General features: G+C 40.6%; 16 protein-coding genes and 1 other annotated feature. All 16 genes read left to right on the plus strand.

The features are described from left to right. Positions 1–156: 156 nt before the first annotated feature. The 16 genes from QUF73_23720 to QUF73_23795 all read left to right on the plus strand — a co-directional run bounded on the left by QUF73_23720 (position 157) and on the right by QUF73_23795 (position 16807). A complete protein-coding gene (locus QUF73_23720; GenBank protein MDM5229120.1) occupies positions 157–2349 on the plus strand; it encodes an HD family phosphohydrolase in 2193 nt (730 codons plus the stop codon). Then, a complete protein-coding gene (gene ybeY, locus QUF73_23725) occupies positions 2346–2816 on the plus strand; it encodes an rRNA maturation RNase YbeY (protein MDM5229121.1) in 471 nt (156 codons plus the stop codon). Before QUF73_23720 ends, ybeY begins: the two co-directional genes overlap by 4 nt. Then, positions 2794–3186: a diacylglycerol kinase family protein gene (locus QUF73_23730; GenBank protein MDM5229122.1), complete on the plus strand. Its 393-nt coding sequence runs from the start codon at positions 2794–2796 to the stop codon at positions 3184–3186. The genes ybeY and QUF73_23730 overlap by 23 nt, the downstream gene beginning before the upstream one ends. A 424-nt stretch (positions 3187–3610) precedes the next feature. After that, the gene (locus tag QUF73_23735) at positions 3611–4009 is read left to right on the plus strand and encodes a cytidine deaminase (protein MDM5229123.1); all 399 of its coding nucleotides are present in this window, start codon (positions 3611–3613) and stop codon (positions 4007–4009) included. Further along, positions 4002–4922 (plus strand): GTPase Era, encoded by a 921-nt coding sequence (era, locus tag QUF73_23740; GenBank protein ID MDM5229124.1) that lies wholly within the window; start codon positions 4002–4004, stop codon positions 4920–4922. Before QUF73_23735 ends, era begins: the two co-directional genes overlap by 8 nt. A 159-nt stretch (positions 4923–5081) precedes the next feature. Beyond that, positions 5082–5225, plus strand: coding sequence for a YqzL family protein (locus QUF73_23745; protein ID MDM5229125.1), 144 nt, complete (start codon positions 5082–5084; stop codon positions 5223–5225). A gap of 30 nt (positions 5226–5255) precedes the next feature. Beyond that, complete coding sequence (recO, locus tag QUF73_23750) at positions 5256–6008, plus strand: DNA repair protein RecO (GenBank protein ID MDM5229126.1); 753 nt, start codon at positions 5256–5258, stop codon at positions 6006–6008. Between the two features lie 77 nt (positions 6009–6085). Continuing rightward, positions 6086–6270 (plus strand) — a binding site (T-box leader). Between the two features lie 116 nt (positions 6271–6386). Continuing rightward, complete coding sequence (gene glyQ / locus QUF73_23755; GenBank protein ID MDM5229127.1) at positions 6387–7277, plus strand: glycine--tRNA ligase subunit alpha; 891 nt, start codon at positions 6387–6389, stop codon at positions 7275–7277. Continuing rightward, a complete protein-coding gene (gene glyS / locus QUF73_23760) occupies positions 7270–9342 on the plus strand; it encodes a glycine--tRNA ligase subunit beta (protein MDM5229128.1) in 2073 nt (690 codons plus the stop codon). Before glyQ ends, glyS begins: the two co-directional genes overlap by 8 nt. A 256-nt stretch (positions 9343–9598) precedes the next feature. Beyond that, entirely contained in the window at positions 9599–10234 is a 636-nt protein-coding gene (locus QUF73_23765) for a helix-turn-helix transcriptional regulator (protein ID MDM5229129.1), read from the plus strand. A 28-nt stretch (positions 10235–10262) separates the two neighbouring features. Next, complete coding sequence (locus QUF73_23770) at positions 10263–11081, plus strand: pyruvate, water dikinase regulatory protein (protein MDM5229130.1); 819 nt, start codon at positions 10263–10265, stop codon at positions 11079–11081. Between the two features lie 363 nt (positions 11082–11444). Beyond that, positions 11445–11882 carry a DUF188 domain-containing protein gene (locus tag QUF73_23775; GenBank protein ID MDM5229131.1) on the plus strand — a complete coding sequence of 146 codons (438 nt, stop codon included), beginning with the start codon at positions 11445–11447 and terminating at the stop codon, positions 11880–11882. Between the two features lie 39 nt (positions 11883–11921). Further along, a complete protein-coding gene (gene dnaG, locus QUF73_23780; GenBank protein ID MDM5229132.1) occupies positions 11922–13739 on the plus strand; it encodes a DNA primase in 1818 nt (605 codons plus the stop codon). Positions 13740–13852: 113 nt separating this feature from the next. Next, positions 13853–14977: an RNA polymerase sigma factor RpoD gene (gene rpoD, locus QUF73_23785; GenBank protein MDM5229133.1), complete on the plus strand. Its 1125-nt coding sequence runs from the start codon at positions 13853–13855 to the stop codon at positions 14975–14977. A gap of 64 nt (positions 14978–15041) precedes the next feature. Next, positions 15042–15566 carry a hypothetical protein gene (locus QUF73_23790; protein MDM5229134.1) on the plus strand — a complete coding sequence of 175 codons (525 nt, stop codon included), beginning with the start codon at positions 15042–15044 and terminating at the stop codon, positions 15564–15566. A 101-nt stretch (positions 15567–15667) separates the two neighbouring features. After that, on the plus strand, positions 15668–16807 hold the full coding sequence (locus QUF73_23795; GenBank protein ID MDM5229135.1) for an acyl-CoA dehydrogenase: 1140 nt from the start codon (positions 15668–15670) through the stop codon (positions 16805–16807). Positions 16808–16835 lie beyond the last annotated feature (28 nt).

A 16835-nucleotide genomic window follows, 5' to 3' on the forward strand; every position in this document is an offset into this window, starting at 1 on the left:
ATTTGCTATTAATGAAATGTTTAGGTAACCTGTTAATAGATAGGCCTTTTTCTTGGTGAAAACCATCAGAAAAACTGTTATGATTTTACATAATTAATACTGAAATGCTTTTTAAAGTTTATTGGAATTTTTTTACCCAGGACAGGAGGGGTAAATGTGCCAAACCTTCAGCAGAGTATGACAACAATCAGAAATTTGCTTAATATGAACTTTTTTCGTGTTCTCTTATTTATTCTCTTGGGTATTGTTATGTATTTTTCCATGTATAGCAATGTAAAGCCTGAAAAGCTGGATGTAAGTCTATTCTCTGTTGCTGAACAGACGATAAGGTCACCAATCACAGTAGAGGATAAAGCAAGCACAGAAAGAAAGAGAAAAGAAGCAGAAAATAACGTTAAGGATATTTACGTTGTAAAAAAAGAGATTGCACAAAACAGAGTTGACCTGGTTACCTCCATTTTCGGTTCCGTATCGGAAGTGAACGATGAAGTAAAAGAAGAGATGGAAGAGAAGAAGAAAGCTGCTGCAAATGAGGCCGATAAAGATGCAGAGGCACCAGACCCTGCAGGCCCTGGTCCTGATGATAAATTGGCTATGGTTAAAGAAAAGCTCACTGATGACGTAACACGTGAGGTTTCAGATGGCGTTTTCCTTTCTTTGCTGCAGGCAAAGGAGGGAGAGCTGAGCATTGCAAAAGACCTTACTGTAACGGCCATAAATAAAATTATGAACAATGAAATTCCGGCTGAACAGGTGGAGAACGCGAAAAAGCGTGTTGAAGAAGAACTGAAGTTTACCAGCTTAAATTCAGATTTGAAAAAAGCTGCAATAGAACTGGGACGATATGCTATATATCAAAATCAATTTTATGATCCTGCTGCCACGGAAGAATTACGGCAGCAGACTGTTGAGAGTGTCGAGCCGGTTAAAATCCTGCAGGGACAGATAATCGTTGAAGAAAATCAGCTGATCAGCAGGGACATATACAGGCAGCTGGAACTTGTAGGACTCCTTGACAGTGTAAATTCGATTCAGCCTTTTATCGGGTTATCGCTGATAATCGTCATTGTCTTATCGGCCCTATATTATTATTTCCATGAAATGAACGTACAGCGGGAATTAAAGCAAAGTTATCTATTGCTGTTTAGCCTTATTTTTATCTTATCCATATTACTGATGAAGGTCATAAGCCTATTCCAATATGCTGATTATTCAGAGATAGGATACATTTACCCTGCAGCAATGGGAGCTATGCTGATCAAAATACTAATTGATGAAAAGCTTGCCATGTACTATACGATCATAATGGCTATCACAGGAAGCGTAATTTTTAATGAAGGCGTCACTGGGACGTTTCAGCTGACATCAGCCATTTATATCCTCTGCAGCGGCTTGGCTGCCATATTGTTTTTGAGCAAGCAGAATCGCCGCTCCAAAATTTTGCAGGCTGGTTTATTTGTATCTGCAGTAAACATACTTGTTATCTTTTCAATGCTTTTCTTAAGAAACGGTCACTATGATACGATTGAATACGGATTTTATTTTGTTATCGCTCTGATTTCAGGCATTTCTTCTGCAGTGCTGGCAATTGGCCTGCTGCCGTATTTCGAGGCAGGCTTTGGAATTTTGTCTACTATGAGGCTGATTGAACTATCTAATCCTAATCATCCTCTGCTGAGAAAGATACTGACCGAGTCTCCCGGAACCTACCATCATAGTGTAATGGTTGCTAATCTTTCCGAGTCAGCGTGTGAAGCTATTGGGGCAAATGGCCTTCTGGCAAGGGTGGGCTGCTATTATCACGATATCGGTAAAACAAAGCGGCCTCAATTTTTCATCGAGAATCAGGTTAATATTGAAAATCCGCATGATCGGCTCCCTCCGCAGACCAGCAAGAATATTATTATTGCCCATGCTGCCGATGGTGCTGAAATGCTGAGGAAGCATAAGATGCCTAAGGAGATAGTAGATATTGCCGAACAGCATCATGGAACAACATTGCTGAAATATTTTTACTACAAAGCAAAACAGAATGGAATGGAAGTAAAGGAAGAGGACTACCGCTATCCGGGACCAAAACCGCAATCAAAAGAGTCGGCAGTAATTGGCATTGCTGATAGTGTGGAAGCTGCAGTCCGTTCAATGGCGCATCCTACTACAGAACAAATAGAGGAACTGGTCAAAAAGATAATCGCAGACAGACTTCAGGATGGACAGCTGAATGAATGTGATTTAACCTTAAAAGAGCTGGAAACCGTTTCACACTCGTTCTGTGAAACGTTAAACGGGATTTTCCATTCACGTATTGAGTATCCTGAAATGACAAAACAGAAGGTGAAACAGGCATGAATTTAAATATTGATTTTTTGGACGAAACAAATGAGCTTCAGGAAAATGATATAGCCAAAATTGAAGAGCTAATTAATTTTGCTGCCTCTATAGAATCTGTGGAGCCGGAAAGCGAAGTATCCATCACATTTGTGACCAATGAGCGCATCCGCGAAATCAACAGGGAGTATCGGGATAAAGATCGGCCGACAGATGTTATTTCTTTTGCAATGGAAGAGTTGGGAGAAGGTGAAATCGAACTGATTGGTGCCGATATGCCCAGAGTCCTGGGGGATATCATTATCTCCGTTGCGAAGGCGAAGGAGCAGGCGGAGGAGTACGGTCACTCTTTTATAAGGGAGCTTGGTTTCTTGGCGGTCCATGGCTTCCTTCATCTTCTTGGATATGATCATGAAAATCCAGAAGATGAGAAAAAAATGTTTTCCCGCCAAAAGGATATATTAGATGAATTCGGGCTCACAAGATAGAAAGGTCCGAAAACACAGTGTCCTCAAATCCTTTTCGTTTGCTTTTTCCGGCATTAGGGCAGCGGTATTGAATGAAAGGAATCTGCAGATACATTTGGCAGTGTCGATAGCTGTTATTATGTTTGGGGTATTCTTTGACATTTCCAGCCTTGAATGGATGATCATTCTCCTGGCCATCGGGGGCATGCTCTCACTCGAGCTGCTGAACACAGCCATTGAAAGGGTTGTGGATCTGGCAACAGAAGAGTATCATCCCCTTGCAAAGCAAGCAAAGGATATTGCTGCTGGAGCAGTACTGGTGTATGCAATTGTAAGTGTAATTATAGGCGGAGTTATACTTCTTCCTAAAATTCTCATTTTTTTGCAGTAATGTGAAGCTGTCCGGATGGGCAGCTTTACTTTTTGGTATTTCTATATAAACAGCAAGGCCTGACAGTATTCTGAAAAAAATATAGAGCATGGGTTTGAAAACGCTCGCTGAATCCGCTAAAATGACAGAACAGCAGTTAATATTGCATGCTGGGAGATGTTGTGGAATCTCATTCAGAACAATGGTTTGGTTCAAAATTAAATCAGCCTATATATTTTTAGAAAATTCAATTTTTTTTATTACGTTTTTGCTACAAACGATGAAAATCACAGTAAAATGTTGTAAAATAAAAGAGAAGCGGCTGCTTCTTACCGAAGAAGCTATTGAGCGCATTGCTTAATTTCACAAGGCCCACTACAGGTCCGAAAATTGGGTTATATTGGCTTGGGGAGCAACTCGCTTTACAGGAAAGGAAGAAATATTTGTGAACAGCGATCAACTAATAAAAGAAGCAATAATTGCAAGAGATAGAGCATATGTGCCATATTCAAAATTTAAAGTAGGAGCGGCACTATTAAGCAGTGACGGGCAGGTCTTTCATGGCTGCAACATCGAAAATGCTGCATACAGCATGTGTAATTGTGCTGAGAGGACTGCGCTTTTTAAAGCGTATTCTGATGGCGTAAAAAGTTTTTCAGCCATAGCTGTAGTTGCTGACACAGACCGTCCAGTTCCCCCATGCGGTGCATGCAGACAGGTAATAGCCGAATTATGTCCGCCTGACATGAAAGTGGTTTTAACCAACTTAAAAGGGGATATTAAGGAATTAACAGTTGAAGAATTACTGCCAGGAGCATTTTCACCGGAGGATTTACATGAATAACACTACTACACCAAAAGGACACAAATCAGGGTTTATTTCCATAATCGGCAGACCGAACGTAGGAAAGTCGACGTTCTTAAATCGCGTAATCGGGCAGAAGATTGCGATTATGAGTGATAAACCGCAGACAACGCGCAATAAAGTTCAGGGTGTCCTGACTACCAATGACGCACAATTTATTTTTATTGATACGCCAGGAATCCATAAGCCAAAGCATAAACTGGGAGACTTCATGATGAAAGTTGCCCAGAATACACTTAAAGAAGTGGATGTCATCCTGTTTATGGTAAATGCCCAGGAAGGCTTTGGACGCGGTGAAGAATTCATACTTGAGAAATTTCAGTCAGTCCGTACACCGATTTTCCTTGTAATCAATAAGATTGACCAGGTACATCCTGATGAACTTCTTAAAATTATTGAGTCATATAAGGAAAAGTACGAGTTCAGCGAAATTATCCCCATTTCTGCTTTAGAAGGCAATAATGTAGAGACGCTGTTAGGACAGATTAAAGAATATATTCCGGAAGGGCCGCAGTTTTATCCAGCTGATCAAGTAACGGACCACCCAGAGAGATTTATCGTTTCCGAACTGATCAGGGAAAAGGCGCTCCATTTAACAAGAGAAGAAATACCGCATTCGCTTGCTGTAACCATTGATAAAATGGAGCGCCGCGAAGATAAGGATGTCATTCATGTCATGGCAACAATCATTGTGGAGCGTGACTCCCAAAAGGGCATTGTGATTGGAAAGCAAGGAAAAATGCTCAAGGAAATCGGAAAAAGAGCAAGGGTTGATATTGAGAATCTTCTTGGATCAAAGGTTTTTCTGGAGCTATGGGTCAAAGTCCAAAAAGACTGGCGCAATAAAATGTCTCAGCTCCGCGACTTTGGCTTCCGTGAAGATGAGTACTAAACCCGGCCCTAATTAAAGTATTATCCATTTCTGATTTATATGCATACAGGTGATTGACAATATTTTCGTCTCATGATTTTACAAAGACAGGCTATGATATAGATAAATGTATTGGGATAAAGAAATTGCTAGTTGAATAACTGAAAGGTGGGGTTTTCGATGATGGATTTTACCTGGAGAGTGTTTTCCCAGACAGGAAATATTGACACATATCTTCTCTTCAAGGAGCTAGAAAAGGAAACTCAGGATATACCCGGCAGCAATGATGAAGAGCTAGCAGAAGCTGATTTTCCCATCTCATAGGTTTGTCGAAAGACAGGGATGGTGTCACGGTTGCTTGATAAATGTGAAGGCATCGTCATCAGGACAACTAATTATAGTGAAACAAATAAGATTGTTACTTTATATACCCGTGAATGGGGAAAAGTTGGTGTGATGGCACGAGGTGCGAAAAAGCCGAACAGCAGACTTGCTGCGGTCACCCAGCTTTTTACATACGGGAATTTTTTAGTTCAGCGTGGAGGCGGTTTGGGTACCCTGCAGCAGGGGGACATGATTTCATCCATGCGGTCCATTAAAGAAGATATTTTTTTGACGGCATATGCAAGCTATATTGTCGATTTGACTGATAAAAGCATCGAGGATAAGAAGCCTAATCCATTCTTATTCGAATTGCTGTATCAAACGCTAAATTTAATAAACGAAGGATATGACCCGGAAATTCTCACAAACATTTATGAAATGAAAATGCTGAATGCTCTGGGTTTATATCCAGTACTTGATCAATGTTCTGTCTGCGGAAGCACTGACGGACATTTTGCATTTTCTATCCGGGAAAACGGCCTGATTTGTCACCGCTGTCTTGGTAAGGATCCTTATCATTATAAAGTGTCGCAGGCGACAATTAAGCTGCTTCGCCTATTTTACTTTTTTGACTTGTCCCGGCTCGGCAATATCTCTGTCAAACCGGAAACCAAAGCTGAATTAAAAAAGATTATTTCTGCCTATTATGAAGAGTATTCAGGTTTAAACTTGAAGACAAAGAAGTTTTTGAATCAAATGGCTAAGTTTAATGATTTAATGTAAAGAGTTTCTTTATAAGCGAAGCTTTTGTTATTATTGACAATTTAAATCCATTCCGCTATGATTCAAATTAATAAAATATAATTGCTGTGAAGGAAAAGAGTACTTAACATTTTCTATAAAAGCGAACCCGGGATAGTGGGAGCCGGGCATGGATGGTTAAGGAAGGGCGTTCCAGAGCAATATTGTCTATCGACAACAAAAGAGGCTGCGGTCAAAATCGCAGCAAATAGGGTGGAACCGCGGGTAAACTCTCGTCCCTATGCCATTGGGCATAGAGACGGGAGTTTTTTATGTTCACAAAAAGGCGGAAGCGCTGCAGGTAGACAGCTGCTAAGTTCATAAAGCTTTACTTTATAACAAATAAGAAAGAGGTGTCCTATGAATATTCAAAACATGATATTAACACTTCAGAAACATTGGTCTGAACAGGGTTGTATCTTGATGCAGGCTTATGATACTGAAAAAGGGGCCGGTACAATGAGCCCGTATACATTTTTAAGAGCGATTGGACCAGAGCCTTGGAATGTGGCTTATGTAGAGCCTTCACGCCGTCCGGCCGATGGGCGTTATGGAGAGAATCCAAACCGGCTTTATCAGCATCATCAATTTCAGGTGATCATGAAGCCGTCGCCTGATAATATTCAGGAGCTGTATCTTGATTCATTAAAAGCATTGGGTATTGATCCGCTTGAACATGATATCCGGTTTGTAGAAGATAACTGGGAAAATCCTTCTCTGGGCTGTGCAGGCTTAGGTTGGGAAGTTTGGCTTGATGGTATGGAAATAACGCAATTCACCTATTTCCAGCAGGTAGGCGGATTGGAATGTAAGCCTGTGTCTGTTGAGATTACATACGGAATTGAAAGGCTCGCATCCTACATTCAGGACAAGGAAAATGTCTTTGACCTTGAATGGACTGACGGGTTTACGGTTAGAGATATTTTCCTGCAGCCTGAGTTCGAGCATTCGAAATATACATTTGAAACGTCTGATCAGGAAATGCTCTTCAATTTGTTCAATATTTATGAAAAAGAAGCACATAGGCAAATGGATGAAGGACTTGTACACCCAGCATATGACTATGTATTAAAATGCTCTCATACCTTTAATCTGCTTGATGCAAGGGGAGCGATTTCTGTAACAGAAAGAACAGGCTATATCGCACGATGCCGAAATCTGGCCAGAAAAGTAGCCAAAACTTTTTATGAAGAGAGAGAAAAACTTGGCTTCCCAATTTTAAAGGATAAGGAGGAAGGATCTCATGAATAAGAAAGATCTTCTGCTGGAAATTGGACTCGAAGAAATGCCTGCCAGATTTGTCACTAATTCAATGAATCAGCTTTCAGATAAAGTGAAATCATGGCTTTTGGATAAGAAAATATCTTTTGACGAGATCAGCGCTTTCTCTTCTCCACGCCGTTTGGCTGTTCTTGTAACGGGAGTAGATACCGCCCAGGAGGACATAAATGAGGAAGCGAAAGGACCTGCAAAAAAAATCGCCTTAACCGAGGATGGAGAATGGTCTAAAGCTGCGGCTGGATTCAGCCGGGGTCAGGGAGCTTCTGTTGAAGATATATTCTTTAAAGAAATTAATGGGGTTGAATATGCCCATGTCAGCAAATTTATTAAAGGGAAAGAAACAGCAGCCCTGCTGCCGGAACTTCAGCAGATTGTTACCTCATTATCATTCCCGAAGAATATGCGCTGGGCAAACCAGGAACTGCGTTTTATAAGGCCGATCAAATGGCTTATGGCATTATTCGGAAATGAAGTCATTCCTTTTGCAATCACGAATGTTCAGACTTCTAACCTTACAAGGGGCCACCGCTTTCTGGGCGAAGAAATTGAAATTAACAATCCTTCTGATTATGAAAAGTTTCTGCTGGCGCAATATGTGATAACTAACCCTCAGGTAAGAAAAGGTGCTATTCTATCACAATTGGAAAAAATTGAAGAAGAGAATGACTGGGTGATCCCTGTCGATGAAGATTTATTGGAAGAAGTAAACAATCTGGTTGAGTACCCGACAGCATTATATGGGCAGTTTGAAGAGGAATACCTGGAGCTTCCGGAAGAGGTTTTAATTACCTCCATGAAGGAGCACCAGCGCTATTTTCCGGTGAAGTCCAAAGAGGGCAGGCTGCTTCCTTACTTTGTTACTGTCCGAAATGGATCACATGAACATTTGGAGAAAGTGGCTAAAGGAAATGAGAAAGTATTACGGGCAAGACTTTCTGATGCAGCTTTCTTCTACAGGGAAGACCAAAAAACGGAAATCGCGGTATCACTGGAAAAACTTAAAAACATTGTTTACCATGAAGAAATTGGAACTCTTGCTGAGAAGGTGGACCGTGTTCGCCAGCTGGCAGCTAGACTGAGTGAGAATCTTCATTTCAGTGATGAAGCAAAGGCCGTGACAGACCGGGCTGCTGAAATCAGCAAGTTCGACCTTGTTTCGCATATGGTTTATGAATTTCCAGAGCTGCAAGGTTTTATGGGGGAAAAATACGCCCTGCAAAAAGGTGAAAAGGAAGCTGTGGCGCGTGCAATCAATGAACATTATATGCCGCGCAATGCAGAGGACCAGACGCCTGCAAGTGATGCTGGTGCAGTACTGTCTATTGCTGAAAAGCTGGACACAATTGTGTCTTCCTTTGCAATAGGGATTATTCCAAGCGGCTCCCAGGATCCGTATGCTTTAAGAAGACAGGCAACAGGTGTTATCCAGACTTTACTGGCAAAAAACTGGGATCTAAAGCTCGAAGAATTGATCGCATTATCTTCTGAGACTGTTCTTAATTCGAAGATTGGAAAGAAATCAAAGAGTGAATTGATGCAGGAACTGGTTTCTTTCTTTAAATTAAGAATCAAATATTTGCTCCAGGAGAAGGCAGTGCGCTATGACTTAATTGAAGCTGTTTTAGGCAGTGAAATCGGTTCAGTGCCTTCACTTGTAAATAGAGCTGAAGTATTGGAATCCCACAAGGATGCTGAAGGTTTCAAGGAAAGTATTGAAGCTCTTAGCCGAGTTATCAACATTGCTTCTAAGGCAGAGAACAAAGAGGACATAGATAGCAGCTTATTTGAAAACGAATACGAAAAAGCTCTGTTCAACAAATATTTATCAGTGAGCGAGGAATTAAGAAAAGAGGTTACAGAAGAAGCTGCCTTTAACTTGCTAATAAGCATGAAACCTGAAATTGATCATTACTTCGAGCATACTATGGTTATGGATGAAAATCAGGAAATTCGCAGCAATAGGCTGCATCAGATGGCAAATTTGGCTGATGTGATTAAGGAATTTGCAAATATGAACGAAATTATTGTTAAATAACGAGCTTAAATTTTGCGTTTTATGCTGGAATAGGATTAAATTTTAAGAGGGAAGACAGCTGCTTTGGCTGTCAGGAAAGAGCCTGTTATATTGCTGACGGGCTCTTTCATATTTTGGACATATTAAGCAAAGTTAAAGAAAACTATATATGAAACACATCTTTTCATTTATGACAAATAGTATATAATAATTATATAAAAGTATAACCTTATTATAGCGGGAAATGAGTGCCATTAGCATACCTTTTTCAGATTAGGTGGTGAGGAAGATCGAATTAAATAAAAGGCAGGAAAAGATCATAGAAATCGTAAAGGAAAACGGGCCGATTACTGGTGAAAGTATAGCGGAACAGCTTAACTTAACCAGGGCAACACTAAGGCCGGATCTGGCTATATTAACGATGGCAGGCTATTTGGATGCCCGTCCGCGTGTAGGCTATTTTTATACGGGGAAAACCGGGGCACAGCTGTTGACAGAAAACCTTCAGAAGCTTTATGTAAGAGATTATCAATCCATTCCTGTAGTCGTTAATGAAAATGTTTCGGTATATGATGCAATTGTGACTATGTTTCTGGAAGATGTCGGCACGCTATTTGTTGTGGACCAGAGTTCGCTGCTTGTAGGGGTTTTGTCAAGGAAGGATTTGCTTCGGGCAAGTATTGGCAAGCAGGAGCTTAATTCCATCCCTGTTAATATCATTATGACAAGAATGCCTAATATTACGATGTGTGAAAAAGATGATTTGCTCATAGAAGTCGCTAAAAAGCTGATTGAAAAGCAAATCGATGCCCTTCCTGTTGTTAAAAAGACGGAGAAAGGGTTCGAAGTAAACGGCAGGATAACCAAAACAAACCTGACAAAAGCATTCTTGGCCCTGGCCGGAGAAAAGTAGAAAAGTAAGAAGGAGATGGTGTTGAAGAATGGAAAAATTGCCGATCATCTACGTCGTTTCGGACTCAGTGGGAGAAACGGCCGAACTTGTAACAAAAGCTGCCACGAGTCAGTTTAATGGCAGTGATATATTTATTAAGCGCTTTCCATATGTTGAAGAAAAAGTACATATTGATGAAGTCATTTCGCTGGCAAAGCTGGATAATGGGATGATAGCCTATACAATGGTTAAGCCGGATATGAGGAAATATATTAACCAGCGGTCTGCAGAAGAAGGGATATATGCTTTTGATATCGTTGGCCCCTTAATGGATCAAATCCAAAGAGCATGCGGCATTACACCGCTTTTTGAACCTGGACTGGTCAGAAAGCTTGATGAGGATTATTTTAAAAAGATTGAGGCTATCGAGTTCGCTGTGAAATATGATGATGGCCGGGACCCTCGTGGAATATTAAAAGCGGATATAGTGTTAATAGGCGTTTCAAGGACATCAAAAACACCTCTTTCTCAATATCTTGCACATAAACGCCTTAAAGTGGCTAACGTTCCCCTTGTTCCTGAAGTAGATCCTCCAGAAGAGCTGTTTCTTGTCCCGCCGGATAAGTGCTTCGGTCTGAAAATCAGTCCTGAGAAATTAAACTTTATCCGAAGAGAACGTCTAATATCGCTAGGTTTAAGCGATAATGCCAGCTATGCTAATATAGAGAGAATCAAAGAAGAAATAGGTTACTTTGAGAAGATCGTATCCAAAATTAAATGCCCGGTTATAGATGTCACGAATAAGGCAGTAGAAGAAACAGCCAATATGATTTTAAATCAATACCGTAAAAGCTTTCCGAAAAGCTAGCACATAAACTTTTTATGTGCCTTTTCTTTTTTATGCTCGGCATCAAGGCTGATTAGCTTTACGTAAATATGCTCCACTCTAAGATGGGCATTTTAACAAAAAAACTGCAAATTAAATTATATTCATGCCAGATAAAATAATGGCAAAATAGAGATTAATGTACTATAATAAAAAATTGTGATAAAAATGTACCCGAATAGGTTTAGAGTTCATTGCGAAGGAATAAACTATTTATTGTGGCATGTCAAGCTTTCGTCCAAGAAAAAATTCGACATATCTCACTATGCAAAAGTTATTCATGCAAAGAAGGATTATGCGGAGTGATGTAGAATTATTAGAACATTAGGCAAACCAAACATTATAGTGGATGCTGATTCCTGTCCCGTAAAAGAAGAAATTGTCGAAATAGCCAATTCCTTTACAATGGACGCAGTGTTTGTTGCTTCTTATGCCCATATGAAAAATGACCTAAATGGGGCTGTCTGGAAATTTGTTGACAGCAGTAAGGAAGCTGCTGATTTATTCATAATGAATTATGTGAAATCAGGAGATGTAGTGGTAACTCAAGATATTGGATTGGCATCCACTCTTTTGCTGAATGGTGTTTACGTCCTTTCCCCCAGGGGAATTTTATTTGAAGAAAATGAAATCCGGACCGCGCTTGAAATGAGGCATCTTTCAGCGAAAGCGCGAAGAAGAGGAGTTTATGGGAAAGGCCCAAAACCATACAGCCGAGAGGACCGATCCAGGTTTGTGCAGCAATTGACAAAGATTTTGTCGAATCTTGAAGGAATTCAGTAATGTTTATCGAATACCTGAGTAAGTAATGGAGTTGTTCATATGGCAGAACGGATCGCCGAGGAGAAAGTAAATGAAATTCGGCAAGCTGTAGATATTGTTGATGTCATTGGCGACTATATTCAATTAAACAAGCAAGGACGCAACTACTTTGGGCTTTGTCCTTTTCATGGCGAAAATACTCCTTCCTTTTCTGTATCACCTGAAAAGCAAATCTATCATTGCTTTGGATGCGGAGCTGGAGGTAATGCATTTTCTTTCTTAATGGAATTAGAAGGGTATTCCTTTCAGGAAGCTGCCTTAAAACTTGCTGAAAAAGGAAATGTCAAGCTTGAAATTGATGCGGCATCTGCAGCATCAGCGAAATCAATGCCTGTAGATTTACAGCAGATGATGGAAGCACATGAGCTTCTACGTAAATTTTATCACCATCTGCTCGTAAACACAAAAGATGGTCAGCATGCACTTGAATATTTGCTTAATAGAGGCTTTACAATGGAATCGATCGAAAAATTTCAAATCGGTTATTCATTGAAGTCCTGGGATTTTGTCTTCAAGTTTCTGACTAAAAGAAAATTCCCGGCAGATGTTATGGAAAGAGCAGGACTGATAATCAAAAGGGAGAAAGATGGGAACTATTTTGACCGCTTCAGAGATAGAATCATGTTCCCGATTTTTGACCGCAGCGGAAATACGATTGCTTTTTCGGGAAGATCACTTGGGGACGATGAGCCCAAATACTTAAATAGCCCTGAAACTGTAATCTTCAATAAAAGCAAAACTTTATATAATTTTCATCTGGCGAGACCACAGATTAAAAAATTGCAGAGGGCCGTTCTTTTTGAAGGGTTTGCAGATGTAATCGCCGCTGATCGTGCTGGTGTCGGCAATGGCGTTGGTACGATGGGCACTGCTTTAACTGAAGAACATGTTTCTTCATTAAGAAGAAATGTTCAATCAATCACGATCTGTTATGATTCCGATAATGCGGGTATTGAAGCCGCATACCGGGCAGCAAACCTGCTAATGGAAGCAGGCTGCCAGATCAGAGTGGCGCTCATGCCTGACGGATATGATCCGGATGATTATATTAATGAATTCGGCGAAGAAAAATTTCGTCATGATGTAATCGAGTCCAGCATAACCTTTATGGCATTTAAGCTTCTTTATCTCCGCAGGGGCAAAAGGCTTCAAAATGAAGGAGATCGTCTCCTTTATATCGAAGAGGTATTAAAGGAAATCAGCCAGCTGGATAAAGCGGTGGAAAGAGATCATTATCTGCGCCAGCTTGCGAATGAATTCTCCCTTTCTCTGGAAGCCCTGAAAGAGCAGCAAAAACAGGTCTATTATACGGAGAAGAGAAGGAATAGCCAGAAGGGGAAAGGTACTTTCGAACCTCAAAAAAGGCTGCAAACACCAATAAGGGCTGACAGTCTTAAACCCGCCTACCATACAGCGGAGAGAAGGCTAATCGCCCACATGCTCAGGAATAGTGACATAGCATTTAAAGTTCAGGATATGCTTCAGGGAAACACATTTAACATCGATGAACACCAGGCAATTATTACCTATCTTTTAGGTTTCTACGAAAAAGGCCATGCGCCTGATCCAAGTGCATTTATAAATTTTATAAAAGATGAAAAGCTTAAGCGCATTGTGGTGGATATAGAAATGATGTCCATAAACGATGAAATAAGCGAACAGGAATTATCAGATTATCTTAAACAGGTGTTGAATTATCAAAAGATGTTAAAAATAAAGGAAAAACTAAATGAAGAAAAAGAAGCAGAACGACAAAAGGATTATGCTAAAGCGGCTTTAATCGCAATGGAGATCCTTCATTTGCGTAAGTCACTATAAGAAGGCTGTGTGCCTTAAATAAATGTTTTTTGGGATTAAGCGTCTCCTAAGGAAGTAGTCCCATTTGCAAGAAGTGTTAAGAATGTGTGTGATTTTTGGAAGGAGGGGGACATATGGCTGAAAAGTCGGCCCGTTCAAAAGAGGTTGATTCAGAGTTGACCCTTGAACAAGTAAAAGATCAATTAGTTGAAGTAGGAAAAAAGACAGGTGTCCTTGCCTATGATGATATAGCAGAAAGATTGTCTCAATTTGAACTCGATTCCCACCAGATGGATGAATTCTATGAATTCCTCGGAGATCAGGGTGTTGAATTAGTCGGAGATAATGAAAATGACGATCCAAATGTTCAGGAGCTTGCAAAAAATGAAGAGGAATTTGACCTTAATGATTTAAGTGTCCCTCCGGGTGTGAAAATTAATGATCCTGTCCGTATGTATTTAAAAGAAATTGGACGTGTTGATTTACTCTCTGCAGAGGAAGAGATCGCACTTGCCAATCGAATTGAGGAAGGCGACGAAGAAGCAAAAAGACGCCTGGCAGAGGCTAACCTCCGATTGGTTGTAAGTATTGCCAAAAGGTATGTGGGACGCGGAATGCTGTTCCTTGACCTTATTCAGGAAGGGAATATGGGACTGATAAAAGCGGTTGAAAAATTTGACTACCGCAAAGGCTTTAAGTTCAGTACGTATGCAACATGGTGGATACGCCAGGCAATCACAAGAGCAATTGCTGACCAGGCCAGGACCATTCGTATTCCTGTCCACATGGTTGAAACAATCAATAAATTGATTCGTGTCCAGCGTCAGCTTCTTCAGGATCTTGGCCGTGAACCAACACCAGAAGAAATTGCTGAAGATATGGATTTAACGCCAGACAAAGTAAGAGAAATTCTTAAGATTGCACAGGAACCTGTTTCTTTAGAAACACCTATTGGTGAGGAGGATGACTCTCACTTAGGTGACTTTATTGAAGATCAGGATGCCACTTCTCCATCAGAGCATGCGGCATATGAGCTCCTGAAAGAACAGCTTGAAGATGTTCTTGACACACTTACTGACCGTGAAGAAAATGTTCTTCGTCTTCGATTCGGACTGGACGACGGCCGAACCAGGACTTTAGAAGAAGTTGGCAAGGTATTTGGCGTTACCCGGGAGCGTATTCGCCAAATTGAAGCCAAAGCCTTAAGAAAGCTGCGTCATCCCAGCAGAAGCAAACGTTTAAAAGACTTCTTAGAATAAAAAATAATTGCCAGTGGATAGTTTACTTCTTAAAATGGAAGTAAACTATTTTTTTTGACTGGATGTGCTTTGGTTGGATGAAAACAGGAAAAAGGTCATTGTTAACGAACTTCTGTATTGGAAAAAAAGCCGAATGCTCCCTGATCGATATTGTGACTACCTGCTGGCTCTTTATACGGAAGGAAGTCAGCCGAAGGAAATAAAAAAGCAGGTTTTGTATCTTGCCAACCTTATTTTCTTGCTGCTTATTCCAATTTCTGCTTTATTAATTTATTTTACTGAATTGTCTATTATTTTGCAAACCGCCATTTTGATTCTTTTTATTTTCGCGTGTACTTTCTTTGTTTTTTATTTTTCCAGGAAAGCAAAATTGATGCATATTCCCATCATCTCATCAGCTTTAATTTTCTTGATGGGATCTGTTTGGCTTGTATCGGAAATATATCCCGAAAACCAGAAAGTACTATATGCTGTCTTAGTAACCAATTGTGTTCTTTGGCTGTTTGCGGGTATAAAATTTAAGTTTCAATATTTATGGATTTCAGGGACACTAGGATCCTTTTTAATAGTTATTTCTATATTCGTATAATAAAATATTTTAAAAAGTTTTTAAATGTTGAGAAAACTCTTGCATCCCTTATATAATAGTAATGAAAGCGTATACAACATTTGTGTTTGAGGGGGATGTAAATGAATTTTGATTTGACTGCGGAACAGAATATGATCCTTAAAACAATAAGGGAATTTGCTCAGGAAGAAGTGGCCCCGGGGGCTTTGGAAAGGGACCGTACAAAAGAATTTCCGATAGAAGTTTTCAAAAAAATGGCAGACCTTGGTTTGATGGGACTTCCTTTCCCTGAAGAATATGGGGGGGCAGGGGCAGATACTGTAAGCTTCGCTATTGTAACAGAAGAGTTGAGCAGAGCATGTGCGTCTACCGGGATCACTTACTCCGCGCATATTTCTCTTGGCGGGGCACCGCTTTATTTATTCGGAACCGAAGACCAGAAGCAAAAATATCTGGTGCCAATTTGTACAGGTGAGTCTTTTGGAGCTTTCGGGCTAACAGAACCTAATGCAGGCTCTGATGCAGGCGGTACGAGAACAACAGCTGTCGAAAAAGATGGAGAATTCATTATTAATGGAAATAAATGCTTCATTACAAATGCCAGCTATGCTAAGCATTTAGCATTGACTGCTGTCACCGGTGAAGCGGGTGGCAAAAAAGAAATCAGTGCGATTATAGTACCAACGGATGCAGAAGGATTTTCAGTGATCGATAATTACGAAAAGATGGGACTCAACGCCTCAAATACTACTGAACTGGTCCTTGAAGACGTGCGCGTTCCGACTGAGCACTTGCTCGGCAAAAAAGGAGAGGGCTTTAAGCAATTCTTAATCACATTGGATGGAGGGCGCATTGGAATTGGAGCCATGGCTCTAGGGATAGCGCAGGCTGCCTACGAAAAGGCACTTCAATATGCAAAGGAGCGCCAGCAGTTTGGCCGTTCTCTCTCAAACTTCCAAGCTATCCAATTTAAACTTGCAGATATGGCAATGAAAATTGAATTGGCACGAAATATGGTTTACAAAGCAGCATGGCTGAAAGACCAGGGAAGACCTTTCGCAAAAGAAGCTTCCATGTGCAAGCTCTATGCCTCTGAAATCTGTATGGAAATCGCCGATCAGGCCGTCCAAATTCACGGCGGATACGGCTATATGAAAGATTACCATGTAGAACGCTACATGAGAGACGGAAAGCTCACAGAAATAGGTGAAGGTACCTCAGAAGTACAAAGAATGGTCATTGCACGCCTTATTGGGTGCTAATACCGATTTTGTTTGGTCATGCGGTTAA

It is taken from the genome of Cytobacillus sp. NJ13, from assembly GCA_030348385.1.
Taxonomy (GTDB): domain Bacteria; phylum Bacillota; class Bacilli; order Bacillales; family Cytobacillaceae; genus Cytobacillus.

Excerpts from the sequence above, each read along its gene's own strand:
- ybeY (MDM5229121.1), top strand. The coding sequence starts at position 2,346 with ATGAATTTAAATATTGATTTTTTGGACGAAACAAATGAGCTTCAGGAA.
- QUF73_23730 (MDM5229122.1), top strand. The coding sequence starts at position 2,794 with ATGAATTCGGGCTCACAAGATAGAAAGGTCCGAAAACACAGTGTCCTC.
- era (MDM5229124.1), top strand. The coding sequence starts at position 4,002 with ATGAATAACACTACTACACCAAAAGGACACAAATCAGGGTTTATTTCC.
- QUF73_23745 (MDM5229125.1), top strand. The coding sequence starts at position 5,082 with ATGATGGATTTTACCTGGAGAGTGTTTTCCCAGACAGGAAATATTGAC.
- glyQ (MDM5229127.1), top strand. The coding sequence starts at position 6,387 with ATGAATATTCAAAACATGATATTAACACTTCAGAAACATTGGTCTGAA.
- glyS (MDM5229128.1), top strand. The coding sequence starts at position 7,270 with ATGAATAAGAAAGATCTTCTGCTGGAAATTGGACTCGAAGAAATGCCT.
- QUF73_23770 (MDM5229130.1), top strand. The coding sequence starts at position 10,263 with ATGGAAAAATTGCCGATCATCTACGTCGTTTCGGACTCAGTGGGAGAA.
- dnaG (MDM5229132.1), top strand. The coding sequence starts at position 11,922 with ATGGCAGAACGGATCGCCGAGGAGAAAGTAAATGAAATTCGGCAAGCT.
- rpoD (MDM5229133.1), top strand. The coding sequence starts at position 13,853 with ATGGCTGAAAAGTCGGCCCGTTCAAAAGAGGTTGATTCAGAGTTGACC.
- QUF73_23795 (MDM5229135.1), top strand. The coding sequence starts at position 15,668 with ATGAATTTTGATTTGACTGCGGAACAGAATATGATCCTTAAAACAATA.